This window comes from Tanticharoenia sakaeratensis NBRC 103193, assembly GCF_000963885.1.
Lineage (GTDB): Bacteria > Pseudomonadota > Alphaproteobacteria > Acetobacterales > Acetobacteraceae > Tanticharoenia > Tanticharoenia sakaeratensis.
Genome location: NZ_BALE01000059.1, coordinates 1 through 26,505, shown reverse-complemented (window position 1 = coordinate 26,505; position 26,505 = coordinate 1). Strand labels below are relative to the sequence as shown.

Below are 26,505 nucleotides of genomic sequence, written 5' to 3'. Positions count from 1 at the left end.
AAACTTCAAACAACTGACGACCGACTGGGGCCGGACAAGACCGGGCTCCGATCGGCTGCCGTCATGCGGCCAGAAGCTCAGAACGGAATTTCATCGTCCAGGTCATGATCGCCGCCAGGCGCATCCCAACCGCCCGATCCGCCAGCGGAGCGCGGAGCAGGCGCCGACGAGCGTCCACCGCCCCCACCAAGCTGACGCGGCGCAGGCGCTGCATCATAGCCGCCACCTTCAGATTCGCCGCCCCGATTGCTGTCAAGCAACACCAGTTCCCCACGGAACCGGTCCAGAACGACTTCGGTGGTGTAACGCTCCTGTCCGGACTGATCGGTCCATTTGCGCGTCTGCAAGGTGCCCTCGAGATAGACCTTGCGTCCCTTCCGCAGGAAACGCTCAGCCACATCCCCCAGACGATCGTTGAAGATCACGACACGATGCCATTCGGTCCGCTCACGGCGCTCGCCGGAGGCCCGATCGTTCCACGTCTCGCTGGTGGCGACCGTCATCGAAACGATCTTGCTTCCCGACTGCGCATTGCGCACCTCGGGGTCCTTGCCGAGATTCCCAACGAGAATAACCTTGTTAACGCTGCCAGCCATCACATTCATCCAGTCACAATTCGGACGAGCATTTTAGCTCAAACGCGCTGCGATGACAGCCCGACAAACAGCTTGCGCGCAGGTTCGGGCTTGCGTTAATAAATAAATAAATCAAACAAGGTTTCTGCGAGAAATTGCATGGCACGTCGAAATCGATTTTTCGTAATGACATTCTGGGGTCAATTTCTCAACTACAGCGTCGAACATGACGTTGTTTCCACGATACCGATACCACAATCTCCCCCGAACCTGACGGTTCTCATCGACAACGACCATGTCGAATTCCAGGCGCACCCCACTCCGGACGAATGTGTTCCCCTTCGCACCTATCCAGATGGACTCCTGCGTAAAAGCCGTTCTCCAGGCAATTCCTTGAAAATACGGCCTGCGGAATTTGCCGGACCCTACGTCCTCTTCCGCCATGGCGGCCTCTTTCTTTCCGTGGATGACGGCGGCAAGACCTCGGTCTCGAGGCCGCGCGGCCTGAGCTGGGAAACATTTCGCCTCCTGAACGAGGATGAATATGATCGGCTTTCCTATTTTCTGACAAACTCCTGGTATATCCAGTCCCAGAGAAAGATTTCCCGCTTTGATATTGATAAACCAGCGGAAGCGTTCACCTTTCATATCGCAGGATTAAGGCTCCCTCTGGAAACCATCCTGGAGTGCATACCGGACTCCAAATCAAAGGAAATATTAATACCTTACGATACCTGGATCCTGGAAAAGTTTACCCTCTTCAAGCCACTTGTATACTACTGCTCCTTCGGAAAGGAAGACGGCTTCCTCTGCCTTGACATCGCTATCGATACCCTGCGTCGGCATGGCGCCTATGACGGTGATATCAAGATACTGAGTGAGCGGTCGCAGGAAGACCTTTCTCACCAGTACAGATCGTATTCAGACAATCGCGTTCAGGTTCTCGAATATATTCCACTCGATGTAGTGGACTACATGTCCGCCAGATTCGATATTTCTTCATACGAAGAATTCGATCAATACCAGCCCATACTTTACCTTGACACTGACACAATGATAAACGCACCGCTGACGGATGTTTTCAGTCAGGCACTGCATGACAAGCAGACCACGATTCACGTCTTCAACGAGTTCGACGAACCGTGGACGGCCGATTACTGGGGTCGGGAACTCTTCAACGACGATCCCGGGGCGATACCGCCGACATACGGTTTCACAACAGGCATCATGCTTTACCGGAACCTTGCCTGTATCAGCGCAAGCCTCAAGGCCGTCCGGGACACGATCATGCGGCAGTCAAGCGTCTGGGGCACGCGACACATGCTGCGCTGTTACGATCAACCCGTCGCCAATTACGTAATGCACAAGTTTGAATCCCTGGATTCGGCCTTGATGACCGCCAATACGCGGAATTTCGATATGCGTCTGAATGGCGCCGACAACGACACCTACGACGCCTATGTCTCCTCGCTCGGCGAACCAATTCTGCATTTCGCGGGAGGCGTTGGGGCCTATGATTGGAAGGTCGGCGCCATGCGGCGCTATCAGGCTTGGCTCGATCGCTCGAACCAGCCGAATGAAACGCCCGAAGACTTGCTCCCGGACGCGTTCGAGCCTCTTGAAAACGTCGCCCTGTTACATGGCCCGCAAGCCCAATCAGAATCTCTCTGATCAGTTCTTTAGGCCGTTGCCCGACCAGATCGCCTATCGCAACTTCCGACCGCGCATGGTCTTAATATCCGGCCAGACTGGAATCGTCTGGATTTTCGAATCAGACCATGCGCCCGGACACGATGCCAGAATCCAAGCCAACACCATCTCATGCCATCCGCGTTCGCGGCGCCCGCACCCACAACCTGCGCAACATCGACGCTGACATTCCGCGCGACCAGCTGACGGTCATCACCGGCCTCTCCGGCTCCGGCAAGTCGTCCCTCGCCTTCGATACGATCTACGCCGAAGGCCAGCGGCGCTACGTCGAAAGTCTGTCTGCCTATGCCCGCCAGTTCCTTGAACTCATGGGCAAGCCGGACGTGGACTCGATCGAGGGGCTTTCACCGGCGATCTCCATCGAACAGAAAACGACGTCCAAGAATCCCCGCTCGACCGTCGGCACCATCACCGAAATCCACGACTACATGCGCCTGCTCTGGGCACGCGCCGGCGTGCCCTATTCGCCCGCCACCGGCCTGCCGATCGAGGCGCAGTCAATCTCCCAGATGGTCGAACGCGTGATGGCCATGCAGCAGGGCATGCGCCTCATGCTGCTCGCCCCCGTCATTCGCGACCGCAAGGGCGAATACCGCAAGGAACTAGCAGAGCTCCAGCGCAAGGGCTTTACCCGCGTGAAGATCGACGGCGAACTGCACGAGATCGCCGACGCGCCCAATCTGAATCGCAAACTCCGCCATACGGTCGAAGTCGTCGTGGACCGTATCGTCGTAAAGGAAGGCATCGAGGCCCGTCTCGCCGACAGCTTTGAAACCGCGATCGCCCTTTCGGACGGCCTCGCCTACGCCGAGGAAGTCACCAGAGACGGGAACGCGGAACCGCCGGCCCACGTCGTTTTCTCGTCGCGCTTCGCCTGCCCCGTCAGCGGCTTCACGCTGGAGGAGATCGAGCCCCGCCTGTTCTCCTTCAACGCCCCGACCGGCGCCTGTCCGGCCTGCGACGGCATCGGCACCGAGACCTTCTTTGACGAACACCTGATCGTTCCCGACACGCGCCTGTCGCTGGAAGAGGGCGCGATCGCCCCGTGGCAGAACAGCAAGACCGCCTGGTTCGACCAGACGCTCGCAAGCCTGGCGAAGCACTTCGGCGAACGCGCCTCGACACCGTGGAACAAGCTCAAGGAGGAAACCCGCGACGGCATCCTCCATGGTACGCAGGACCCCGTCACCCTGACCTACCGCGACGAGCGCAAGAGCTACACGCTTACCAAGCCGTTCGAAGGCGTGGTCAACAACCTGCGTCGGCGCCTGACCGAAACCGACAGCATGTGGGTCCGCGAGGAACTCGGCCGCTATCAGAGCCACCGCCCCTGTCATGTCTGCGGCGGCGCGCGCCTTCGGCCCGAGGCGCTCAGCGTCCGTGTGAACGACCGCAACATCGCCCAGGCCTCGGATCTCACCATCCGCCAGGCACGCGACTGGTTCGCGACCGTCGAGGAGACCCTCACGCCGCAGCGCGCGGAAATCGCCCGCCGCATCCTGCGCGAAATCAACGACCGCCTGCGCTTCCTGGTCGATGTCGGCCTCGACTACCTGACCCTCTCGCGCGGCTCCGCAACCCTCTCGGGCGGCGAAAGCCAGCGTATCCGCCTGGCATCCCAGATCGGCTCCGGCCTGACCGGCGTGCTCTACGTGCTGGACGAACCCTCGATCGGCCTGCACCAGCGCGACAACGAACGCCTGCTGGGCACGCTCGACCGTCTCAAGAATCTCGGCAACACCGTCATCGTCGTCGAACACGACGAGGACGCGATCCGCAGCGCCGACTATCTCGTGGACATGGGGCCGGGTGCCGGCATCAACGGCGGCACGGTCGTCGCCGCCGGAACCCCTGCCGAAGTCGCCGCCAATCCGGACAGCCTGACCGGCGCCTATCTGTCGGGCCGCCGGAGCGTGCCGGTCCCCGCCCGCAGACGCCCGGCCGATCCGGACCGCATGCTCACGCTCGTCGGCGCGCGCGGCAACAACCTGCACGATGTGACGGCCCGCTTCCCGCTCGGCACATTCATCGCCGTGACAGGCGTCTCGGGCGGCGGCAAGTCGACGCTCGTCGTCGATACGCTCCACAAGGCCCTGTCGCGTCAGCTCATGGGCTCCAGCGCCGCACCCCTCCCCTATGACCGGATCGAGGGCATCGAAGCGATCGACAAGATCATCGAGATCGACCAGTCGCCCATCGGCCGCACCCCACGTTCCAATCCCGCGACCTACACCGATCTGTTCGCCCCCATCCGCGACTGGTTCGCGGAAATGCCCGAAGCCAAGGCACGCGGCTACAAGTCGGGCCGTTTCTCCTTCAACGTGAAGGGAGGGCGTTGCGAAGCCTGCCAGGGCGACGGCGTGCTGAAGATCGAGATGCACTTCCTGCCCGACGTCTTCGTCACCTGCGATACCTGCAAGGGCAAGCGCTACAACGAGCAGACGCTGGAAGTGAAATTCCGCGGCAAGTCCATCGCCGACGTGCTGGAAATGACGGTGGACGAGGCAACGCCCTTCTTCTCCGCCGTTCCCCGCATCCACGATCGCCTCGCCATCCTCCAGCGTGTCGGCCTGGGATACGTGGCTCTCGGCCAGCAGGCGACCACGCTGTCCGGCGGCGAGGCGCAGCGCGTGAAGCTGTCGAAGGAACTCGCCCGCCGCGCGACCGGCCGCACGCTCTATATCCTCGACGAGCCGACCACCGGCCTGCACGCGGATGACGTGCGCAAACTGCTCGAAGTGCTGCATGCACTGGTCGATCAGGGCAACACCATCCTGGTGATCGAACACAATCTGGATGTCATCAAGACCGCCGACTGGCTGATCGACATCGGGCCGGAAGGCGGCACCGGCGGCGGCCGCATCGTCGCCGAAGGCACGCCGGAAGATATCGCCGGTAATCCTGCAAGCCACACCGGACGCTTTCTGGCCCCCCTGCTCGAGGCCGCACCCGCAAGCACGGAACCTGCGGCAAAATCCGCGAGAAGAACCCCGAAAAAAACCGAAGCCAGCACACCATCGAAACCGAAGGCCCGACGCACGAAGACCAACGCCGCATGATGCGCCCGCTCGTTCTTCTGTCTCTCGCCCTCTCTGCCGCCCCCGCCGCCGCACAGACCTGCCACGTTCTGCGCGGCGGCGCGGAAACCGTAATTGACGCGGTCGTCCTCGACGATACGCCGACGCCCCGTCGCGCCGTGACCGTCATTGCACCCGACGGGCGCATCACCTGCACAGGGCCGGCATGCAGGGCCACAACGCCCAGTCCCACGACGATCGACTGTGCCGCCGACAGCCTCTCACCCGGTTACATCAATCCCCACGACCATATCGACTTCACGGGAGACCCCCCGGCACCGGATACGGGCGAGCGCTATGTGCATCGCCACGAGTGGCGCATCGGTCTCGACGGCCACAGGAAGGTCGTGGAAAATCCCAATGAAGATCCCGAGATTGTCGCCTGGGGCGAGCTGCGCATGCTCATCAGCGGCGTTACCTCGATCGTCGGCGGCGGCATGGCGCCGGGCCTGATCCGCAATCTGGATTTTCCAGCCGGCCTCGAAGGCCTTCCGATCCGCCCGGTCACGTTCCAGGTGTTCCCGCTGGACGACGCACCCGGCATCATGCGGACCGCCGATTGCAACTACGGCCACCACCCCAGCACCCGAGGCGACGTCGCAGGCTCACAAGCCTTTCTGGCGCACGTCGCCGAAGGCACCGGAGAGGCAGCCCGCAACGAGTTCCGCTGCCTCAGCAACTCCGCCTACGATACGACAGCTCAGGCAGACGGCGGCGGCACGGCGCATGATCTCATGATGCCCAACATGACCGTGCTGCACGGCGTTGGCCTGACACCCGACGATCTGGCGCGCCTGCAGACCAGCGGCGCGACCCTCGTCTGGTCGCCACGCAGCAACCTCTCGCTCTACGGCCGCACGCTGGACGTCCTTACCGCCGAGCGTCTCGGTATTCCGATCGGCCTCGGCACCGACTGGCTCCCTTCGGGCTCCATGAACATGAGCCGCGAATTCGCCTGCGCCCGCCGCTATTCAAATGACCATCTGAACCATGCGCTGTCAGACCGGACGCTCTGGCACATGGCCACCATCGGCAGCGCCACGGCCACACATACGCAAGAGCTTCTTGGGCGGATCGCACCCAGCACCGAAGCGGACCTCGTGCTCTACCGCCCCACCGCCGGCGGCCCCTACGCTGCAGCCACGCACGACGAACCCGGCGACATCGACCTCGTCATGCGCGGTGGCAGGATCCTCTATGCCTCGGCCGACATCGCCGAGAACCTGGCCCTTCCCGGCTGCGAACCCCTCATGGTGCAGGGACAGCCCAAACGCCTGTGCATCCGCCGCGACCAGCCGTTTTCCTTCGCCATGCTCCAGCAGGACATGACCGAACAGCACATCTATCCACTAGCCTTCGATCACGCGCCCCGGGACGAACCACCATGCGATACGCTCGAAGATCACCACTCGAGGCACGCTGCATTGTAAAAGCCGAAAAAGGGTTCTCCGGGCCGCCCATAGCCTGAAGGCCCATCAGCCGCTTGGTTCCGGTCATGCGAGCGCGATTGCAGGTCTACAAGGCCTTGTCTGAATTCCGGCATCGGGAAAATGGCCTGCCCGAAACAGATCCGTCTCGAATCGAGGAGATTCCCGCCCAGGACAGACAAAACAGGAAATAGGATTATCTTTCGAACAAACTTCCTGCTTTGACCTAAAGGAAAAAGCTTCCGGCGAGGGCGGTTTTCCACCCCGGAAGCCTCGGAAATGAATCGCGCTAACGGCGTATCGCCGATGGTGGCCAAAACTCTGTGTATAACTAAAAAAAGCCTGCACCCTTGTCGGGTGCAGGCTTTCCTGCTGGCACGGTGCCCTGAAACGTCATGGCAGCATCTTGGAAGATTACTTTGCGAGGGTCTGGCCGCGCTTGACCACTTCGCTGCACAGCATCGTCTTCTTGTTTGTGTCGAGGGACGTGATGTCGAACGGCTGGCTCGTACCGTTCTGCAGCAGACCCTGACCGCCGATCGAATAACCCTGATCGCTCTTCACGTCGGAACGCTTCGCCAGTGTACGGCCGACGTGCCGGGCCGTCGTGTCCGTCGCCAGATGGTGATGCACGCAGTAGCTGACCACGCCTGCCACGTTGCCGATCGATGCGGTGTCGACCGGCGGCAGACCATTAGCATCCAGCGCGCCCTGCGTTGCGGGCGTGCTCACACCTGTCACACCCCGGATGACCTGCGCGCCGCTGCTGGCGGGCGCCGTGCCCACGGCAACGCCGCCGGGCGGAACGATGGACGTCGTGGTGCCGGAAGGAAGCTGCTGGGCAGCGCTCGGCACGGTGGTCTGTGCCAGAGCGGCGCCACCGAATGCGAAGGCACAGGTTGCAGCAAGAGCGAGAGAACGCGGACGAAACATGGATAACACCTGACAATCAGTTTCAATAAACGTGCCGCCACGTTATCGGCTGCGGGCGATATCCGATCGGTATACGATGCCCGGAGCGCAATCACGCGACGACTTGCCCGTCCTCAACGCACAGTCTGCTTCCGGTTCCGTCAGACCAGATCTGAATATTTCCGAGAAACCGTTGTCGATCCAAAATGGTGCCGCGCAAAAGCCCGGTTGCGCGCGGCTCCCGGCGCCACCTCAGGCCCCGAGTTTTTCCATCCGATAATCCGCGCCAGGCAGACCCTTCGCCCGGATCAGGTTCATGATCGTGCCGTTCACCTGCCGGCTTGTGATCAGCCGCGTGCATTCGAATTGCCTGTCGGTCCCCGCATGCCGCGGACACCACAGAAAATCATGATGGTCGAACTGATGCGCCGGATCATTCCAGCAGGAATTGCATGTGTGCCAGTTGATGACGCGCCATGGTGTTGCGAATTCGTTGTCAGGATGCGTAAAGCCCGAAATCATTACCACCGGCGTCCCGGCGGCATGCGCAAGCCAGGCAAGCCCGCTCGAAAGCCCGACAAAAAAGGCGGCATGCTTCAGCCAGCGCGCCCGTTCGGACAACGGGCGATTCCCGGTCTCGTCTTCCGCCCCATGGGGAATATGATTCCAGACCAGACCGGAGCCGTGAACAGGCTTCTGGTCGATGCAGATAACCCGATATCCACGATCCTTGAGAAACGTCACGACATCCCGCCAGCCGGCAGGATTGTTCCAGTATTTGCACTGCGTGCTCGCCTGCACCGCGATGCAGACATACGGTTCCTCGACGGGGCGCATATCGTCGTCGATGTTGATCGCAACCGGCGTATCGTCATGCGGGCCGACGCCCAGGATATAGCCTGCCGTCCGATGCAATCCCACATGCCGGAAATCCGTCGGCTGACGGGCGCATTCCTTGTCCGAGAAAAACAGGCCGATATAGTAGGTTGCGTAGAATCCCGCGGTAAAATCGGCCTGCGCCTTTGCCGCCTCGTGCCCGATCAATGTAATGCCCGAATTGACGCCGGAGACGAGCGGCAGGATCGCCTCGGCGATCGAACACGTCATATCCGCACCCGTCTCGCGCGCGAACCGGATGACGAACGGAAGCCACCCGAGCGTATCGCCCAGCGTCCCGACAGGCAGCTGCACCAGAACCTTCCGGCCCGACAGCGACATCTCGTGATGCAGCACATGCCGCACGGTTCCGTCCGCGGCATGCAGCCAGACATCGATCAGAAACGGGACCACGTATTTCTTGGTCGAGGCCACCATGCCGGCCTTCAGGCGCGCATCGAACAGGACATTGCCCGTCACCGCATCCGCAAGGCGGACCCGCCATTCGCCGGCCTCGGGCGACAGCTCCGGCACCGCAACGCGCGCGCCGTCATTGAAGTCGTACCGGATGCCTTCAGGCGCCTCCATGACGGGCGGCATCGGCACTGGAAGATAGGGATTGACCGGTTCGGGGGCTGGAGCCGCAGGCGGTGTCCCCGCTGATGACGCATCCTTAACCAGCGCCTTTTCCGGCGCACCGCCCTCGGGTGTCGGCGCGTCAGTCGTCATCGGCAGATCCTCGCTCAACGGAATATTAACGATGAGACTGTGACCTAATCAGCCCCATACGAGAACCCGTGAAACGAAAACTATCGGGCGCCACCCAACGCCTGAACCACCAGAGACGGCGTCAGGATCTGCGGCAGCACCTGCCCTTCTCCATGCGGCGGGTAGTAGATGTAGAACGGCACCCCGTCCCGACCGTGGGCCCTCAGGAAGGCCCCGATCGTCTCGTTCCGGTTCGTCCAGTCGCCCTTCAGATACGCAACCTGACCGCGCGCAAAGGCTGCACGCACCGGAACCGAGTCCAGCGCCACCCGCTCGTTCACCATGCAGGTGATGCACCATGACGCCGTCATGTCCACGAACACCGGCCGCCCCGATGCCCGGGCAGCGGCCAGTGCGCTCTCCGAGAACGCCTGCGTCCCATCGCTCGGTGTTGCGGCCGCAACCGCACCCAGACGCGGCATGCCGACCACGGAGACACCGATGACCGCCAAAACGAATGCCGCAGCCGCCCCGCGCCACCGTCCGCTCGGCCCGTCGCGCATCGCTGCGGCCTGGCTCGCGCCGAAAGCCCAGGCTCCTCCGCCCAGCAGAACGGCACCGCACAGTGCCACGAGAACGCCATTCGGCCCGGCCTGCTGCGCCATGACCCACGCCAGCCATACGCAGGTCAGCAGCAACGGAAATGCAAGTGCCTGACGCAGCACCGCCATCCACGCACCCGGACGCGGCATCGCCCGCGCCAGTGCCGGAACGCCCGCCAGCACCAGATACGGAAACGCGAGGCCAACCCCCAATCCCGCGAAGACCACGATCGCCGCCCAGGCCGGTCCGGCCAGCGCACCCGCGATCGCAACGCCCATGAACGGCGCCGTGCAGGGCGTCGCCACCACAACGGCGAGAACCCCCGTCAGGACATCGCCCACAAACCCCGAACGCGGCGCGACATCCTGTCCGATCGACCCCGTGGTGACCTCGAAGACACCCAGAAGGTTCAACGCCATCAGGAACACGAGCCAGCAGACGAGCAGCACAAACACCGGCGACTGGAACTGAAACCCCCATCCGAGGCCGGATCCGACCGCCCGCAGCACCAGAAGTCCCGCACCCAGCGCCACGAACGTTGCAATCACGCCCAGCCCATACCCGGCAGCACTCGACAGCCGCGCCGCGCGTCCCTCGCCCCCCATGCGCGCCAGCGCCAACGCCTTCATCGCCAGAACCGGAAACACGCAGGGCATCAGGTTCAGGATGAGACCGCCCAGAAACGCAAAGCCCAGCATCCGCAGAAAGCCGGGCGCGACCGCTCCGGCGGATGCACCTGCCGTCCCGAATTTCGCCGTAACCCAGAGTGGGCTCTCATTACCCGCGGCATCCTTCAGCACCATGATCCCCGATAGCGGCGCGCCGGGATGATACCCCTTCGCCCAAGCCAGCTTCAGCGACACCGTATGGCCGGAAATCGAGACCGGCTGGGACGCCACCTGATCGATGGCCGCACTGTCCTGCGGCATGAACCACGCGTCCTTGACCGAAGCCCCGGAGATCCCGGCGCCACTCAACGAGAGCACGCCGTCGGACGACACCGCAGCCGCGAACGGCGAAGGCAACGGCCGCGCACTCGCAGCCTTGTGGAACAACCCGGCCTCCGGACTAGCATCGCCCGCGCCCTGCGGCAGGGTCAGCGTGAAATCGCCCTGCTCCGGCACACAGACCTGCGCACAGACCAGCCACTCCGCATGCGCCTTCAGCTCGACCGGCCCTGCACCCGATGCACGCGGCGTCACGATCGCCGGCAGCAGCGTGTCACCGAGATAGGCATAGCTCATCAGCCCGCCTTCACTGATGCGCACGGGTGTCGGCCATGCAATCGGGCCGCTTTCGCCGGATGCGCCGCCGGACGCCGTGACTTTCAGCGTCGGCGCCTCGCCGGCATCGCCGGGATTGAGCCAGTAGGTATGCCAGCCCGGCTGGAGCTGAAGCCGCAGCCCCACGCCCAGCGGATGTCCGGGTGAGACGGATTCCTGATCCGTCACCAGCGTCGCCACGTCATGCTCGCTCGTGACAGGTGTGCTCGAGGCCGCCTGCGCGACCCCCGACACACATGCACACACCAGCAGAAACATCCGGAAAAATGCCCGCACCGACCGCCCCGATATTTTGAAATCACTGCAAACGGGCCACCAGCGCCATTTGCGCCGGCAGAGCCCCACGTCATACTCAGCATATGGAGATCGCAGCCCGACCGCAAAACCCCGACCACCCCATGTCGGCAAACCTGCCCGAACTGCCGGTTTCGGAAGCACTGCCCGCCCTGCTGCACACGCTGGACGCCGGACGCAACGCCGTCCTGATCGCACCTCCCGGCGCCGGCAAGACCACCCTCGTCCCGCTTCATCTGCTCGACAGCCCATGGCGGCAGGACAACCGCATCCTTATCGTCGAACCACGCCGTGTCGCAACGCGCGCCGCCGCCCATCGCATGGCCCAGACCCTGGGCGAGCGCTGCGGCCAGACCGTGGGCTTCCGCACCCGCACCGACAGCGCGGTCTCGGCCGAGACGCGCATCGAGGTCGTGACAACCGGCCTGCTGCTTCGCCGCCTGATCGCCGATCCGATGCTGGACGGCATCGCCGCCATTGCGTTCGACGAAGTGCACGAACGCAGCCTCGACCTCGATCTGGCCCTGGCACTCGCGCGCGACGCCCAGCAGATGGTCCGCCCCGACCTTCGTCTGATCGCCATGTCCGCCACCACCGACGGCGCCGCCTTCGCCACCCTGCTCGAGGCCGATCTGGTCGAGAGCGAAGGACGCGCCTTCCCCGTCGACATCCGTCAGGCCCGGCGCGACATTCCGAGCCTGCGCGAGCTGCCGGACGCCACGGCCCGCGCCGTGATCGAGGCCCTCGCGACAGAAGCAGGCGACGTCCTCGCGTTCCTGCCTGGTATCGGGGAAATCCGGCGCACCCAGTCGGCCCTCGGCACCCTCCCCGACGTCACAATCCTCGCCCTCTATGGCGACCTCCCTGGCGCCGAACAGGACCGCGTTCTGCGCCCTGACGAAACAGGCCGGCGCCGCGTGATCCTCGCGACCTCGATCGCCGAAACCTCGCTGACCGTGCCGGGCGTCCGCATCGTCATCGACGCCGGCTTCCGCCGCAGCCCGACACTCGATCCCGGCACCGGTCTTTCGAAACTCTCGACACACCGGATCTCCCGCGCCACGGCAACACAGCGGGCCGGACGCGCGGGGCGCACGCAATCCGGGATCGCGATCCGGCTGTGGACGGACGCCACGCAGCGCAGCCTTGCACCGTTCGACAAGCCCGAAATCCTCGATGCCGACCTCGCGGGCTTCGCTCTCGACACCGCCGCCTGGACCCACGCCACCGGCACCCCGCCCGAGACGCTCCCGCTCCTGACTGCACCGCCCAACGGCGCCCTTCAGGCCGCCCGCACGCTCCTGCGCGATCTGGGCGCGCTGGATGCGGAAGACCAGATCACCGCGCTTGGTCAGAAGATCGCAGCCATCGGCGCTCATCCACGCCTCGGCGCCATGATGTGCGCGGCCGAAACCGACAGCGCCCGGGCAACGGCCGCACTCCTTGCCGCGCTGCTGGAAGAACGCGATCCGATCCGTACCGCGCCCAATACTCCGAAACCGCCGGCCGAGCTCGCCTCCCGCCTCGACCTGATCGAAGGCCATGTCCACTCCGCCGCCGCGGACCGGGCCACGCTTGCCCGCATCCGGGACGCCGCCAGACGCTATCGACAACGCCTGCAGACACGCGCCGAGCCCGACCCGTCCGTCATCCCGGCACTCGTTGCCGCCGCATTCCCCGATCGAGTGGCACAGGCCAAGGGTGAGCGCGGCCGCTTCCGCCTCGCCAACGGCACGCTGGCCCGGCTGAACGCCAACGACCCGCTGGCGACCGCTTCCCTGCTGGCCGTCGCGACCCTCCACGTCCGGACCGCAACGGAAATCTGCCTCGCGACCGTTCTCGATCCCGACGACCTGCCGCCATCGCTTCAAAGCCGCCTGACGCGGCAGATCGAAACGGCCCTCGATTCCGCATCCGGACGCGTCATCGCCCGAGAACGCCTCCGCCTCGGCGCCCTGGTTCTGAGCGACCGCTCGGCTGCCGTGGACGAAACGGACGCAACAGCCCTCCTCCTCGCCGCGGCGCGCGGCGATCTCGCAGGCTCCCTTGCCTGGACCGATTCCTGCCGTCAGTTTCAGGCCAGGATCGCCCATGCCCGCACAGCCGGGCTCGCCCCCGACCTGCCGGACCTCTCGGACGAGGCGCTCGTCGCCTCACTCGACGACTGGCTCGCGCCCTATCTGACCGGCCTGACACGCATTGCGGCGCTGCGCGCCCTCGACCTGCTCGCCATCCTGCGCAACAGGCTCGACTACCAGACACTGAGCCTGATCGACTGCGCCCTGCCGACCCATCTCGATCTGCGCCACGCGCGCGCCGCCATCGACTACACTACACCCACGCCGCACATCGCCGCGCGCGCCCAGGCGTTCTACGGTCTGACCGAGACGCCGAAACTCGCCAACGGCCGGGTGCCGCTGCAATGCAGCCTGCTGTCGCCCGCCGGCCGGCCACAGGCCATCACCGCGGATCTCGGCTCGTTCTGGAAAACCGGCTGGCCCGACATGCGCCGCGACATGCGCGGCCGCTATCCCAAGCACGACTGGCCGGAAGACCCGGCCACCGCGCCGGACCGCACACGGCGCTGAGATACCCGGGCCAGAGATCTCGCCCCGGATCCCGGAGACGAAATCTCGGACCGAAGACCTCGCCACTCCTGTCCGGCGGCACTCCATTCACTGGCACGAGAACACCAGCCTGCGCCGCTCGGTTCGCAACCGCGCAAACAACACGGCCGGGCCAGAAGATCCGACTACCGCACCGGTCCGCGCACAGCGCTGAAACGCCGGGTCAGCGATCTCGCCACCGACCTTGCAAATGAAATGTCTGACCGGATCGTCACAGCCCGCACCGACCCGATCCTGCGGCACGCCGTCCGCAGGATTTTCGAAGACCCGGGCTTACGGAATCAGCCGCTCAGCCCGCAGCCGCGCAAACAGGTCGAAGAACGAATCCGGGGTGTACTGATACGACAGGAAGCCCGCGCGCCGGCTCTTGCTCATGTCGGTCACGCACTCGACCGGACGCCCTAGATCGGCATCCGTGTGCCACGGTGACGCCAGCCGGCCGAGATCGGTCTCCCGCAAACCATGCCGCCCTGCGATCTCTGCCCACACCGGCCCGTCATTCGCCAGAACGGCCTCGAGCGACGTCGGAGATCCGGGATAGGGCGCTGCCTCGATCCCGAACCATGCCGCAAGCTGCGGCCACAGCCACTTCCATCGGATCAGATCGCCGTTCACGATGTTGAAATCCTGATTGCGCGCCGCAGGACTCGTTCCAGCCCAATGCAGCTGCCGGGCCAGCTGCCGCGCATCCGTCACGTCAGACAGACCGTCCCACTGCTGCGGCGATCCCGGAAAGACGAACGGACGCCCCGTCTCGCGACAGATGCTGGCATAAACCGCCAGCGTCGATCCCATGTTCATGAGATTGCCGACCGCATGGCCGATGATCGTGTGCGGACGATGCACGCTCCACGAAAATCCATGCCGTGCCGCCGCCTCGAACAGCGCGTCTTCCTGCTCGTAATAGAAATTCGCGACCGGCAGGCGCGGCATCTCCTCACGGAACGGCGTCTGCGGCGGCGCGCCGCTGGCATAGGACTCGAACGGCCCGAGATAGTGCTTGAGCCCGGTCGTCAACGCCGCATGCCGCACCTGTGCAGGCTCCGGCAGGGCGGCAAACAGGTTGCGGACCATCGCGCTGTTCACCCGGCAGTTCTCGGCCTCTGTCGCCTGACGCATCCAGGAGCAGAAATAGACATGGCTCGGCCGAAGACCGCTCAACGCAACCCGCAGCGCCTCGACGTCCAGCAGGTCGGCCGCGATCGGCAAGACACCATCGACACCCTCGCGCGGCCGTCGCGCTAGCCCGTACACGACCCACCCTTCGGCCAGAAGGCGCGCCGCGAGGTTTTGCCCTACGATTCCCGTCGCGCCGACAATCAATGCAGTGTTCGACATTCTTCCCGATCCTCCATGCATCATCACTGGACACGGACTGTGCGACTGCCATCATGCGTGCACCAGCCTGCATGCAGGCACATCATTCGTGAATTCAATTCATCATGAAACGGCAGGACGCCAACCGCGCAGGCGAAATGGACATCTTCGTCCGCGTCGTGGACACAGGCGGCTTCGCGCCCGCCGCCCGTGACGCCGGCATGACGCCCTCGGCCGTGAGCAAACTCATCACGCGCCTCGAGCAGCGCCTCGGCACGCGCCTGCTCAACCGCACGACCCGCCAGCTTCAGCTCACGCCTGAAGGCACCGCCTTCCACGAACGCTGCATCCGTATCCTCGCCGACATCGCGGACGCCGAACAGGCTGCCTCCATTGGCAGCCAGCCACGCGGCCGGGTCCGGATCAGCGTGAACGTGCCCATGGGACGCCGCTTCCTGCTTCCGCTCGTCCCGCATTTCGCCGAACAGCATCCGAACATCATGCTCGACATCGTGCTGACCGACATGGTGATCGACCTTCTCGAGGACCGGACCGACATCGCCATCCGCCATGGCCCCATGGCCAGTTCCCGTCTCATGGCACGCAAGCTCGGCGAAACGCAGATGAGCATTGTCGCGGCACCAGCCTATCTCGCGCGACACGGTGTTCCCGAAACCTGCGATGACCTCGCCCGACATCTGCGGATCGGCTTCAACTACCGCCGCCTGCACGATGGCTGGCCGGTTCTTGCGAAAAACGCGCCAGTTCCGCCCGTCAGCATGAGCGCCAGCGATGGCGATACGGTGCTCGATCTCACACTGGCAGGCTTCGGTCTCGGCCACCTCGCAGGCTTCCAGACACGGCGACACATCGAATCCGGCCGCCTCGTTCCGGTGGTTTTGAGTGACGCCTGTGCCTTGCCCCCGATCCCGACCCACGCGGTCTATCTCGGCCATGGCGGCGCACTGCCCGCCCGCATCCGCACGGTTCTCGATTTTCTCAAGGCGCATATGCGCATCTCGGATGAGCTGGCCGGGAACATCTGACGTATCCTTGCCGGCGCGCCACCGCCATGCCGCGCACACCTTGGATCACCCGCCGCCTCAAGGTTGACAGCACCTGACGCAGGTATGGCCTGACTCCGCAACCGTGCCGAGGTTCGCCTGTTTAGACAGGAACGATATCCAACGTCGAAAGAAGACACGCGCCATGTCCAGCACGAACGATCCCGTCGTTTTCGACGGCGAGGACAACAAGCATCACGCGGCCCGCCTGCAGGCGGAAGCCGCCCTGCGCGATCCCGATCCGGAAAGCCGGGAAGCTGCCCTGGATGCTGCGATGCGCACCGATCCGGAAGCCGTGGCCGATGTCTTGGCCGAAGCCGGTCAGCGCGCCCTCCCGGAAGATCTCGAACCACAGGACGATGACGAGATCGCCGCATTGTCACGCACGGTGCAGCCCCATTCAGATGCCCCGTCGCGGGCCGGCATCACCGAACAGGGAGCTGCAGGCGGCAGCGGCGCGGACGACGAACAGCGCTAAGGCGGTGTGATCCGGCTGATCGGCTACAGAAAGCATACCGTCACCACTAATACAGGCCGCCCATCAGAGGCGGCCGGCTTTCCCTATGTCAGAGGCATAACATTGTACCGGGGGCGATCGGTCTAGTCTGTAGGCCTGACTGCCGGTCCCGCCAGCTTACCCGGCCGGATGCAGTCGCCGTGTTTCTGACCACGTTTCGTTAGAACCGAGCTGCATGCCCATAAAGGAGGGGGCGTCGGCAGTCCTCCAAGGCCACAGTCCAACCCAGATGAAGTGCGCATCTTCCGGTTCTGGAAGGCCGCCAGCCAAGTCAATGGCTGCTCTCTGCCGTGAAATTTCAGCGCCCGAATCTGCGAGTTTCTGGCACTGTCGTTCAGTCTGGAACGGGGCGGCCATCAGAAAGCGCCGCAAACGGCTGCGGCGTCCCGGGATGGGACAGCAGCCGGCTTTCTATGATGGCCTGCATCGAACCGCTTTTGGATATCAACCAAGGCAAGGGCGTGAGGTGGGATGCGTCTCCGTACTCACAACACCCTGCTTACGGTGACAAATCGATACGGTGGCTTTCCCATCGACTGCCACCGATCGAGTTCCAGAATGCCGAAAGCCCCGATCACTCGGCTGCGTCGGCATCCTCGCCATCATCAGGCGACACCATCATCGCATCCGCGACAACGCCGGCCTGTTCCCGAACGCGCCGCTCGATTTCGCCGGCGATCTCCGGATGTTCACGCAGGAACGTCTTGGCGTTCTCACGCCCCTGGCCGATACGCTGGCTGTCGAACGAGAACCACGCCCCGGACTTCTCCACGATCGCGGCCTTCACGCCCAGATCGAGGATCTCGCCCATCTTGCTGACGCCCTCGCCATACATGATGTCGAATTCGACCTGTCGGAACGGAGGCGCCATCTTGTTCTTCACGACCTTGACGCGCGTCTGGTTGCCCACGACCTCGTCGCGATCCTTGATCGATCCGATACGGCGGATGTCCATGCGCACGGACGCGTAGAACTTCAGCGCATTGCCGCCCGTCGTCGTCTCCGGACTGCCGAACATCACGCCGATCTTCATGCGGATCTGGTTGAGGAAGATGATCATGGTGTTCGACCGGGAGACCGAACCCGTCAGCTTCCGCAGCGCCTGGCTCATCAGACGGGCATGCAGACCGACATGGCTGTCTCCCATGTCGCCCTCGAGCTCCGCACGCGGCACCAGTGCCGCCACGCTGTCCACGACAAGCACGTCAACCGCGCCGGACCGCACCAGCGTATCCGCAATCTCCAGCGCCTGCTCGCCCGCGTCCGGCTGGCTCAGCAGAAGACTGTCGACATCGACGCCCAGCTTGCGCGCATATCCCGGGTCGAGCGCGTGTTCAGCGTCGATGAACGCGCACGTCCCGCCTTTCTTCTGCGCCTCGGCGATCGCATGCAAAGCCAGCGTCGTCTTGCCCGAGCTCTCGGGTCCGTAGATCTCGATGACACGGCCGCGCGGCAGTCCACCGATACCAAGCGCGATATCGAGCCCGAGCGAGCCGCTCGGAATGACGTCCGCCTGCTGCTTGGGGCGCTCGCCCATCCGCATGATGGAGCCCTTGCCGAACGCCCGTTCGATCTGGCTCAGCGCACCCTCGAGTGCCTTGCTCTTGTCCATGTCTTATCCCCGACGACGCATTTCCGGCAGTTTCCCGCAACTCGGGCCAGCCCACAATGGCCCATGAGCGCACCCCGTCCGGCCGTGCAGGCGCAAAACGGGAACACGACGCATTAACCAATCGTTCACATCTGTTCCGATTGAGAACATATCATGACCGCGCCGTGAAATGCCAACCCCTGCCCACCTGCTTTTTTTGATCTGGCTCACCCGACCGGTGCACCCCGCCGAGGCGGAGACCGCAGCCGCCAGATATAGGCGATGATCCCGGCCACAACCTTGAAATGCTCCGCCGGAACTTCCGTTTCCAGAGGCAGCGGATAAAGTGCACGCGCCAGCGGCGGATTGGACACGATCGGCACACGATGATCCTGCGCAAGCTCGCGAATCCGCGCCGCCACTTCGTCCACGCCCTTGGCCACGATCCGCGGCGCGCCTGACACCCCGCGTTCATAGGACAGCGCCACCGCGTAATGCGTCGGGTTGGTAACGATGACGGTCGCGGTCTTCACGGCATCCATCATCCGACGCTTTGCCGCCCGCGCGCGCAGCATCTTGAGCTTGCCCTTTACGTGCGGATCGCCTTCCGTCTGGCGATACTCGTCGCGCATCTCCTGCCGGCTCATCCGCAGGCCGGACAGGCGATGCATCCGCTGCCACAGGACATCGAAGCCTGCGATCGCCAGTTGCACCAGCAGCAGCGCTCCGATCGTCCCGGGCAGGATCCGCACGATCTCACGCAGCAATGACCCTGCGTCATCGCCCATCGCCCGCGCCTGGTCATGCAGGAGCGATGATGCCTGCCACCACAGCACGACACCGAAACAGGCACATTTTGCGACCGCTTTCAGCGCTTCGACCGCCGTCGTGCCGCTCAGGATCCGCGACAGGCCCGAAATCGGATCAACGCGCGAGAAATCCGGCAGCAGCGCCTGTGGCCGCAACAGGAAGCCGGTCTGCAGAACACCCGTCGCGACCGCCCCCACAGCTGCCAAACCGCAGACCGGCAGAACCGCAAGGGCACCCGCCCACGCGACACTTCCCAGGATGCCGAATGTTCCGCCCGGAACGCCCGATATGTCCCCCGCATGATCCAGCACGCCGCGCAGAACCGCGCACAACGCATCTGCCTGGTGCACGCACATCAGGAGGGCGAGGGCTCCGATCGCAAGGCCCGCGAAAACCTGCACCTCGCGGGACAGCGCGATATTGCCATCCTCACGCGCCTGTTCGAGCCGTCGTGCCGATGGGGCTTCCGTGCGATCTTCCGCATCCGCCATCGCCTAGAGACCCGGCAGACCCGACAGAAGGTCGAAGACACGGCCCTGCCACGTCTCGAGCATCGCCCGCATCAGCAATGCGAGCATGCCGATGCCACCGAGCATCTGCAGCGGCGAAGCAAGATTGTAGACCTGAAGATTGGGCACGAGCCGCCCGAGAACGCCCAGGCTGATTTCCCAGACCAGGGAGAGGAGAACGAATGGCGCCGACAGCTCGAGCGCCAGGGCGAAACTCCGCCCTGTCAGTCGCACGACGGCCTGCACCCCGTCCCCGATCAGAGGCGCATGCACGCTCAGGATGGCCGATCCTGCCGGGACGAGCGCATAACTGCCGATCACAGCCCGGACCGGGAAAATCCATGCCCCGGACACAAGAACCAGCACCGGCGCCAGCAGCCCGAACAGCCGGCTCGGTGCGGCAATCTCCGAACCCAGCGCCGGATCGGGCTGCAGAACGTTCGACAGTCCGGTCATCAGCGAAATCACCTGCCCCGCCACAGGCAGTGCCTGCACCACGAGTTGCGCGAGCCATCCGATCAGACCGCCGGTCAGAAGCTCCACTGCCACCATGCCGCCAAGGCGCCAGGGATCGATTGCGGCCGGGTCCAGGGCCCCGAACGCTGGCTGCACCAGTGGCATCACGAGACCCGTGAGACACAGGGCAATGCCTGCCCGGACCGTCATCGGATAGGTCTGCTCGCCCAGGCCCGGCATGAGCATTACCGCCGCACTGACCCGGCACAGCACCAGTGCGAAAACGAGTGCCTGTACCGGAAGGGCCGCAATCCACGCGTCGAGTGCGGCACCGTTCACGTGCCGCCGACCAGGATCATCTGATCGAACAGGCGCCGCGCAAACCCGATCAGGGTCGCCGTCATGAACGGTCCCGCCAGCACCATCGCGGCCCCGATCGCCAGCAGTTTCGGAACGAACGCAAGCGTCGCCTCCTGGATCTGGGTGACGGCCTGCAACAGGGACACGACCAGCCCGACGGCAAGCGCTGCCAGCAGCGCCGGCGCGCTCAGCTTCAGCGCGATGAGAAACGTCTGTTGCAGGATATCGGCCAGATCGAGGCTCTGCATCACGAAATATCCTTGCCCGCGTCCGTCAAATCGACATCCTCATGACATCCTGATAGGCCTGCACCATCCGGTCGCGAACGACTGTGGTGGTCTGCAGCGCAAGCTGCGCCTGCGAGACCGCCGTCACGATCTGGGTCATGTCGCCACCTCCGGAAATACCCTGTGCTGCCAGGGATTCCGCGGAATGGCCGGACTGGATCGCACCGCTGACAGCCTGCGACAGAACACTGCCGAAATCGCTCCCTGTGGCACTTTGGGAAATGCCGTCCGACACCCCGTCATCACCGGTTGCCGCACTCTGCATGGTGGCGGCATAGGCATTGCTCGCAGCATGTGCGCTGATCTGCATGGCGGGACTACTTCAGGATATCGAGCGTGCGGGACATCATGGAATGCGTCACCTGCATCGTGTTGAGGTTGGCCTCATAGGAGCGTTCGGCCTCGCGCATGTCCATCATTTCGACCATGGAATTGACGTTCGCGAGCTTGACGTATCCTTGCGCGTTCGCTGCGGGATGCGACGGATCATAACGTGTCTCGAAATCCGACATGTCCTGCCCGATTTCCTTCACACCGACACCGGTCGCACCGGTTTCCGGGTCGATCGCCTCCTGAAACGTGATCGTCTTGCGACGATAGGGATCAGCACCCGGCGTCGATCCGGTCGTATCCTGATTCGCAAGATTTTCGGCGACAACGCGCAGGCGCTGCGCCTGCGCGTCCATGCCGCTTGCCGATACATTGACCGCGGTATTGAGATCCATCGCTCAGCCCCTGTTCATTTGTCGAGCGCTGTCTGGAACATCGACATGTACTTGCTGTACAGATTGACGACCATGTGCTGCTGGTCGTTCGTATCGGAGACCTTTTCCATTTCGCGATCGAGCGAGACCTGATTGCCGTCGAGGGACTGTTCCGACTGCGCGGACGCCACGGCACCCGAATCCGCCCCCGCCATATGCCCGGGCTCCGTCATGGAAGGCGTGATGTCGAAAGCGCCCAGGGCGGACTGGAACGGAGACAGGTCGCGTGACGCATAACCGGGCGTGTCGGAATTGGCGATATTCCGAGCCAATACCTGCTGACGTGCCTGCAGCCAGGCCATCTTGTTCTGGCCCAGACTTAGAAGATCGGTTCCGGCGGTCGTCGCATCGGCGTTGAGCACGGCATCCTCGCTATTCAGTCGGAACGCCCCTGAAAGCCGGGGCCGGGATGCAGGATGCTGCAAAGCTATTAACCAATAGTTACCGGCCCTCAAAAAATACCAGATCCTCTCGCTTGGACGTCTTTCTCCGGCTCGTTGACCTGCTGTTAACCTTTCGCCGGCATGCTCGGCGCCGATCCAAACAGCAGATGCGCCGGGACAAGATGCTTACACACGACCTCGCCGTCTCGATCGGCGGCCTCATCCTTACCATCGGCCTGCTGTTTGCAGCCCGCCCCCTGATCCGGCGTCTCGGCCCCATGCACCGCGCCAATGCACCGCACCGCCTGAGTATCGCAGCCACACTGCCTCTGGATCGGACACGCAAGCTCACCCTCGTGCAGGTCGACGGCCACCACGCCCTGATCCTGACAGGGGGCGCGAGCGACCAGCTCTTCCCCTGGCCTGCACCGGACAACATGTTCCGGAACGCCATGACCGACGCAACGACGCATCGCGAGGACATCGCATAATGACCCGCAGCCTCGCCCTCGTCGTAATCGGCTTCCTGATCCTGCTGGTCCCTCACGCGGCTTTCGCCCAGTCCATCAGCATCGATCTCGGCCAGCATGGCGGCGCCGGCACGACCAGCCGCCTCGTGCAGCTGACGGCACTCATCACGCTGCTGTCGCTCGCCCCGAGCCTTCTGGTGATGATGACCGCCTTCACACGCATCATCATCGTGCTCTCGCTGCTGCGCAGCGCGATCGGCGCGCAGGGCACGCCGCCGAACACCGTGCTCATCGGCCTCGGGCTGTTCCTGACGCTCTACGTGATGCAGCCGACCCTGCAGCAGTCCTGGACGGCGGGCATCGAACCCATGATGGCCGGTCAGATCGGCGAAATGGACGGTCTTGCCGCCGCCGCCCAGCCCTTTCACAGCTTCATGCTGGCCAGCGTCCGGGGCCCGGATCTTGCGACATTCCTCAACCTCGCCCACCTGCCCCAGCCAGCCCACGCCGCCGACACGCCGTGGCGCGCCCTGGTTCCAGCCTACATGATCGGTGAACTGCGGCGCGGCTTCGAGATGGGCTTCCTGCTTTACCTGCCGTTCCTCGTGATCGACCTCGTGGTCTCGAGCATCCTCATGAGTCTCGGCATGATGATGCTTCCCCCGAGTTCCGTCTCCCTGCCGTTCAAGCTGATCTTCTTCGTGCTGGTCGACGGCTGGCAGCTCGTCGCGGGCAGTCTGGTGCGCAGCTTCGGGGGCGGATGACATCGTCGATCGGCACCGCGTCATCGCCCATGCACACGAAATCGTCTGCACATGGTTGACGCGGCTGCGGCTCACTCCGTCCGGGCACTCCTCTGTCGACATGGCGCGGCCACCTGACGATATTCTTCGCCGCAGGAACGCCATCGCGCCATGCGTTCTCCGCGTCAGCGCAGGAACCGTCCCTATGCGCCCCCTCGGAAAAACCTTAGCTCCATGGCGGTTGATCCGCCCCGCCCCGTGCGGCATCACTGGACGCGAGCAAAAAACCTAACAGAAAGGCCGAACCCCATGGACGTCAGAGCCGCCATCGCCTTCGAGGCGGGAAAGCCGCTGGTTGTCGATACCGTCCAGCTGGAGGGGCCGCGCAACGCCGAAGTGCTGGTCGAAATCAAGGCGACCGGCCTGTGTCACACCGATAAGTACACGCTCTCCGGACAGGATCCCGAAGGCCTGTTTCCCGCCATCCTCGGCCATGAAGGGGCCGGGATCGTGCGGGAGGTCGGCCCCGACGTACGGCACCTGAAGCCCGGCGATCACGTCATTCCGCTCTACACGCCGGAATGCCGCGAATGTAAGTCGTGCCTGTCGCAGAAGACCAACCTGTGCACCTCGATCCGCAGCACGCAGGGCAAGGGGCTCATGCCCGACGGAACCTCGCGCTTTTCCTACAAGGGCAAGCCCGTCCTGCATTACATGGGCTGCTCGACCTTTGCGAACTACACCGTGCTGCCGGAGATCGCGCTGGCGAAAATCCGCGACGACGCACCCTTCGACAAGGTCTGCTACATCGGCTGCGGCGTGACCACCGGCCTCGGCGCCGTCCTGTTCACGGCCAAGGTCGAACCCAACAGCACGGTCGTCGTCTTCGGCCTCGGCGGCATCGGGCTGAACGTAATCCAGGGCGCGAAGCTGGTCGGCGCCCGTCAGATCATCGGCGTGGACATCAATCCGGCCCGCGAGGCGATGGCCCGCCAGTTCGGCATGACCGATTTCGTCAATCCGAAGGACCTCGGCCCGGACGGCGACGTCGTCGGCCATCTGGTCGAACTGACCGGCGGCGGCGCGGACTACACGTTCGAATGCGTTGGCAACACGACCCTGATGCGCCAGGCGCTGGAATGCGCCCATCGCGGCTGGGGCGTCTCCTGCGTGATCGGCGTCGCGGGCGCCGGGCAGGAAATCAGCACGCGTCCGTTCCAGCTCGTCACCGGCCGGCGCTGGATCGGCTCCGCGTTCGGCGGCGCGCGCGGCCGCACCGATGTTCCGAAGATCGTCGATTGGTACATGGACAACCGCATCGACATCGACAGCCTCATCACGCACAAGCTGCCGCTCGAGCGCATCAACGAAGGCTTCGACCTGATGACGCGCGGGGAGAGCATCCGCACCGTCGTGGAATACTGACCGCCATGATCGAAACCCGCGAAACACACGCCTGCCATGGCGGAACGCTTGGCCTCTATCGGCATGAGGCAAAAACGCTCGGCCTTCCGGCCAATGTCACGGTGTTCATGCCGCCCGGCGCCCATGCGGACGCGCCGGTTGCGGCCGTCGTGGTGCTCGCGGGCCTGACCTGCAACGACGAGACATTCCTGACCAAGTCGGGCGCCATCCGTTTCGCAGCCGAACACGGCCTTGCCCTGGTCGCGCCCGACACGTCCCCGCGCGGCGCGAATGTCCCGGGCGAGGACGATGCCTACGACCTCGGCACGGGAGCAGGTTTCTATCTCGATGCGACCGAAGCCCCGTGGGCGACCCATTATCGCATGGGAAGCTATCTCGCCGAGGAACTCCCGGCCCTGATCGCCGCCCATTTCCCGATCGATGCACAGCGGCTCGGCCTGATGGGGCATTCGATGGGCGGTCACGGAGCGCTCGTGCATGGGCTGAAGGCACCCGGACAGTGGAAATCGGTTTCAGCCTTCGCACCGATCGTCCATCCCGCAGCCGTGCCTTGGGGCGAGAAAGCCTTTACGGCCTATCTCGGCCCAGATCGCGCCGCCTGGAATGCCTGGGACGCCACTGCCCTGCTGACAGCAGGTCATACCCATCCGTATCCGATCCTTGTCGATCAGGGCGAGGCCGATCAGTTCCTGCGTGATCAGCTTCAGCCGGAGCACCTCGAGGCGGCGGCCGGCAAGGCGCATCAGGCGCTGATGCTGCGCCGCCATGCGGGCTACGATCACTCCTACTGGTTCATCCAGTCCTTCGTCGCGGATCATATCGCCCATCACGCCAAAGCGCTGGCGACATGACGTCGCACGGGGTCCGTCCGCCGGGCAGTCGAACGTGACTGCCGGTCGGGGCTCACTCCGTCCGGCAGATGTCACCTTCTGCCTTGCCATGGGCGCCGTCATTCTTCTGACGCACGCGGTCGCTTTCATGACGCATGAATATGCCCACGCTCTCACAGCATGGGCATTGGGCTGGAAAGCCGATCCGCTGGCCCTGAACTACGGACCCGCGACTCTCGCCAATATCCTGTTCCAGCAGGGAATCGATGAAAACGTTGACTACGGACCGATTTTCGCAAGCTACCATGGCCTCGATGCCGCCCTGATCGCATTCGCGGGGGCCGGGATCGGCAATGGCTTGTTCTATTTCATTTATGCCGCCGCACTCCGCCATGTGCCGCGACACAGACCCTATGCGGAGATGATCCTGTTCTGGCTTGCCGTGATGTCCGCAGGCAACGTCTGGAGCTACGCGCCGACCCGCGCGCTTGCCGGCCATGCCGACATGGCGCTGCTCGCCCAGGGCCTCGGCTTGTCCCGACTGGCCATGTTCCCGCTCGTGACCATACCCGCCCTTGCGATCACATGGCATTTCTTCACCCGATGCGCGCCCGACGCCATGGCGGCGCTCCGGCAGAACCAGCCGGACAGACTGATCCTGACGGCAAGCCTCGCCAGCTTCTTCTATTTCGGATTTTTTGGCGGCAGCGCAGTGGGCGGGAATTACGGCGACCCCGCAGCCCTGTTTTCGATAGCGTCGATCCTGATCCTGCTGCCTCTGTCCACGCTCTATCTTGTCAAACGCAGCGATCCGGATCGCGCATGACATCACCCGGATCAGGCACTAGAGCGGCTCCACTGAACGCTGATTCTGTGGCGTGACAGGA

Annotated in this window: 23 protein-coding genes; 11 read left to right on the top strand and 12 right to left on the bottom strand. The window is 64.0% G+C overall.

From position 1 onward, the window contains the following. Nucleotides 1-77 precede the first annotated feature (77 nt). Entirely contained in the window at nt 78-596 is a 519-nt protein-coding gene (gene ssb, locus B8446_RS15700) for a single-stranded DNA-binding protein (RefSeq protein ID WP_048851291.1), read from the bottom strand. 138 nt (nt 597-734) lie between these two features. On the opposite strand from ssb, the gene B8446_RS15695 reads away from it, so the two are divergent. The 3 genes from B8446_RS15695 (at nt 735) to B8446_RS15685 (ending at nt 6,792) form a co-directional block, all read left to right on the top strand. After that, nucleotides 735-2,246 carry a hypothetical protein gene (locus tag B8446_RS15695; RefSeq protein ID WP_148506054.1) on the top strand — a complete coding sequence of 504 codons (1,512 nt, stop codon included), beginning with the start codon at nt 735-737 and terminating at the stop codon, nt 2,244-2,246. Nucleotides 2,247-2,368: 122 nt separating this feature from the next. Then, nucleotides 2,369-5,344, top strand: a complete 2,976-nt coding sequence (uvrA, locus tag B8446_RS15690; protein ID WP_084712396.1) for an excinuclease ABC subunit UvrA — start codon at nt 2,369-2,371, stop codon at nt 5,342-5,344. Next, entirely contained in the window at nt 5,341-6,792 is a 1,452-nt protein-coding gene (locus tag B8446_RS15685; protein WP_048851287.1) for an amidohydrolase family protein, read from the top strand. Before uvrA ends, B8446_RS15685 begins: the two co-directional genes overlap by 4 nt. A gap of 411 nt (nt 6,793-7,203) precedes the next feature. Here B8446_RS15685 and B8446_RS15680 read toward each other — a convergent pair whose 3' ends face one another. The 3 genes from B8446_RS15680 to B8446_RS15670 form a co-directional block, all read right to left on the bottom strand. Beyond that, nucleotides 7,204-7,722 (bottom strand): DUF2501 domain-containing protein, encoded by a 519-nt coding sequence (locus tag B8446_RS15680; protein ID WP_048851285.1) that lies wholly within the window; start codon nt 7,720-7,722, stop codon nt 7,204-7,206. 231 nt (nt 7,723-7,953) lie between these two features. Further along, nucleotides 7,954-9,306 (bottom strand): autotransporter strand-loop-strand O-heptosyltransferase, encoded by a 1,353-nt coding sequence (locus tag B8446_RS15675; protein ID WP_048851283.1) that lies wholly within the window; start codon nt 9,304-9,306, stop codon nt 7,954-7,956. 80 nt (nt 9,307-9,386) lie between these two features. Next, nucleotides 9,387-11,405, bottom strand: a complete 2,019-nt coding sequence (locus B8446_RS15670; RefSeq protein WP_306301113.1) for a protein-disulfide reductase DsbD family protein — start codon at nt 11,403-11,405, stop codon at nt 9,387-9,389. 164 nt (nt 11,406-11,569) lie between these two features. Here B8446_RS15670 and hrpB point away from each other — a divergent pair, with 164 nt between their 5' ends. Beyond that, nucleotides 11,570-14,053, top strand: a complete 2,484-nt coding sequence (gene hrpB / locus B8446_RS15665) for an ATP-dependent helicase HrpB (protein WP_148506052.1) — start codon at nt 11,570-11,572, stop codon at nt 14,051-14,053. A 312-nt stretch (nt 14,054-14,365) separates the two neighbouring features. Here the strand turns inward: hrpB and B8446_RS15660 are convergent, their stop codons facing one another. Further along, the gene (locus B8446_RS15660; protein ID WP_048851279.1) at nt 14,366-15,430 is read right to left on the bottom strand and encodes an SDR family oxidoreductase; all 1,065 of its coding nucleotides are present in this window, start codon (nt 15,428-15,430) and stop codon (nt 14,366-14,368) included. A 104-nt stretch (nt 15,431-15,534) separates the two neighbouring features. Here B8446_RS15660 and B8446_RS15655 point away from each other — a divergent pair, with 104 nt between their 5' ends. Further along, a complete protein-coding gene (locus tag B8446_RS15655) occupies nt 15,535-16,455 on the top strand; it encodes a LysR family transcriptional regulator (protein WP_048851278.1) in 921 nt (306 codons plus the stop codon). A gap of 163 nt (nt 16,456-16,618) precedes the next feature. Continuing rightward, nucleotides 16,619-16,951, top strand: coding sequence for a hypothetical protein (locus B8446_RS15650; protein ID WP_048851276.1), 333 nt, complete (start codon nt 16,619-16,621; stop codon nt 16,949-16,951). A gap of 613 nt (nt 16,952-17,564) precedes the next feature. Here B8446_RS15650 and recA read toward each other — a convergent pair. The 7 genes from recA to B8446_RS15615 form a co-directional block, all read right to left on the bottom strand. Then, complete coding sequence (gene recA, locus B8446_RS15645; RefSeq protein WP_048851274.1) at nt 17,565-18,602, bottom strand: recombinase RecA; 1,038 nt, start codon at nt 18,600-18,602, stop codon at nt 17,565-17,567. Nucleotides 18,603-18,808: 206 nt separating this feature from the next. Then, nucleotides 18,809-19,882: an EscU/YscU/HrcU family type III secretion system export apparatus switch protein gene (locus B8446_RS15640; protein ID WP_048851272.1), complete on the bottom strand. Its 1,074-nt coding sequence runs from the start codon at nt 19,880-19,882 to the stop codon at nt 18,809-18,811. 3 nt (nt 19,883-19,885) lie between these two features. After that, nucleotides 19,886-20,695, bottom strand: a complete 810-nt coding sequence (locus B8446_RS15635; RefSeq protein ID WP_048851270.1) for a flagellar biosynthetic protein FliR — start codon at nt 20,693-20,695, stop codon at nt 19,886-19,888. Next, complete coding sequence (gene fliQ / locus B8446_RS15630; protein ID WP_048851269.1) at nt 20,692-20,964, bottom strand: flagellar biosynthesis protein FliQ; 273 nt, start codon at nt 20,962-20,964, stop codon at nt 20,692-20,694. The genes B8446_RS15635 and fliQ overlap by 4 nt, the downstream gene beginning before the upstream one ends. Before the next feature lie 25 nt (nt 20,965-20,989). Next, nucleotides 20,990-21,313 (bottom strand): flagellar hook-basal body complex protein FliE, encoded by a 324-nt coding sequence (locus B8446_RS15625; protein ID WP_048851267.1) that lies wholly within the window; start codon nt 21,311-21,313, stop codon nt 20,990-20,992. Between the two features lie 7 nt (nt 21,314-21,320). Next, complete coding sequence (gene flgC / locus B8446_RS15620; protein ID WP_048851263.1) at nt 21,321-21,728, bottom strand: flagellar basal body rod protein FlgC; 408 nt, start codon at nt 21,726-21,728, stop codon at nt 21,321-21,323. 14 nt (nt 21,729-21,742) lie between these two features. Beyond that, nucleotides 21,743-22,129 carry a flagellar basal body rod protein FlgB gene (locus tag B8446_RS15615; RefSeq protein WP_048851261.1) on the bottom strand — a complete coding sequence of 129 codons (387 nt, stop codon included), beginning with the start codon at nt 22,127-22,129 and terminating at the stop codon, nt 21,743-21,745. 203 nt (nt 22,130-22,332) lie between these two features. Here B8446_RS15615 and B8446_RS15610 point away from each other — a divergent pair, with 203 nt between their 5' ends. From B8446_RS15610 to B8446_RS16465, 5 genes are all read left to right on the top strand, one after another. Further along, nucleotides 22,333-22,641, top strand: a complete 309-nt coding sequence (locus B8446_RS15610; RefSeq protein ID WP_148506051.1) for a flagellar biosynthetic protein FliO — start codon at nt 22,333-22,335, stop codon at nt 22,639-22,641. After that, nucleotides 22,641-23,384: a flagellar type III secretion system pore protein FliP gene (gene fliP, locus B8446_RS15605; RefSeq protein WP_048851258.1), complete on the top strand. Its 744-nt coding sequence runs from the start codon at nt 22,641-22,643 to the stop codon at nt 23,382-23,384. Before B8446_RS15610 ends, fliP begins: the two co-directional genes overlap by 1 nt. Nucleotides 23,385-23,672: 288 nt before the next feature. Then, nucleotides 23,673-24,788 carry an S-(hydroxymethyl)glutathione dehydrogenase/class III alcohol dehydrogenase gene (locus tag B8446_RS15600; RefSeq protein WP_048851256.1) on the top strand — a complete coding sequence of 372 codons (1,116 nt, stop codon included), beginning with the start codon at nt 23,673-23,675 and terminating at the stop codon, nt 24,786-24,788. 5 nt (nt 24,789-24,793) lie between these two features. Then, nucleotides 24,794-25,639, top strand: a complete 846-nt coding sequence (gene fghA, locus B8446_RS15595; protein ID WP_048851254.1) for an S-formylglutathione hydrolase — start codon at nt 24,794-24,796, stop codon at nt 25,637-25,639. 127 nt (nt 25,640-25,766) lie between these two features. Continuing rightward, nucleotides 25,767-26,444 (top strand): hypothetical protein, encoded by a 678-nt coding sequence (locus B8446_RS16465; RefSeq protein WP_199484142.1) that lies wholly within the window; start codon nt 25,767-25,769, stop codon nt 26,442-26,444. Nucleotides 26,445-26,505 lie beyond the last annotated feature (61 nt).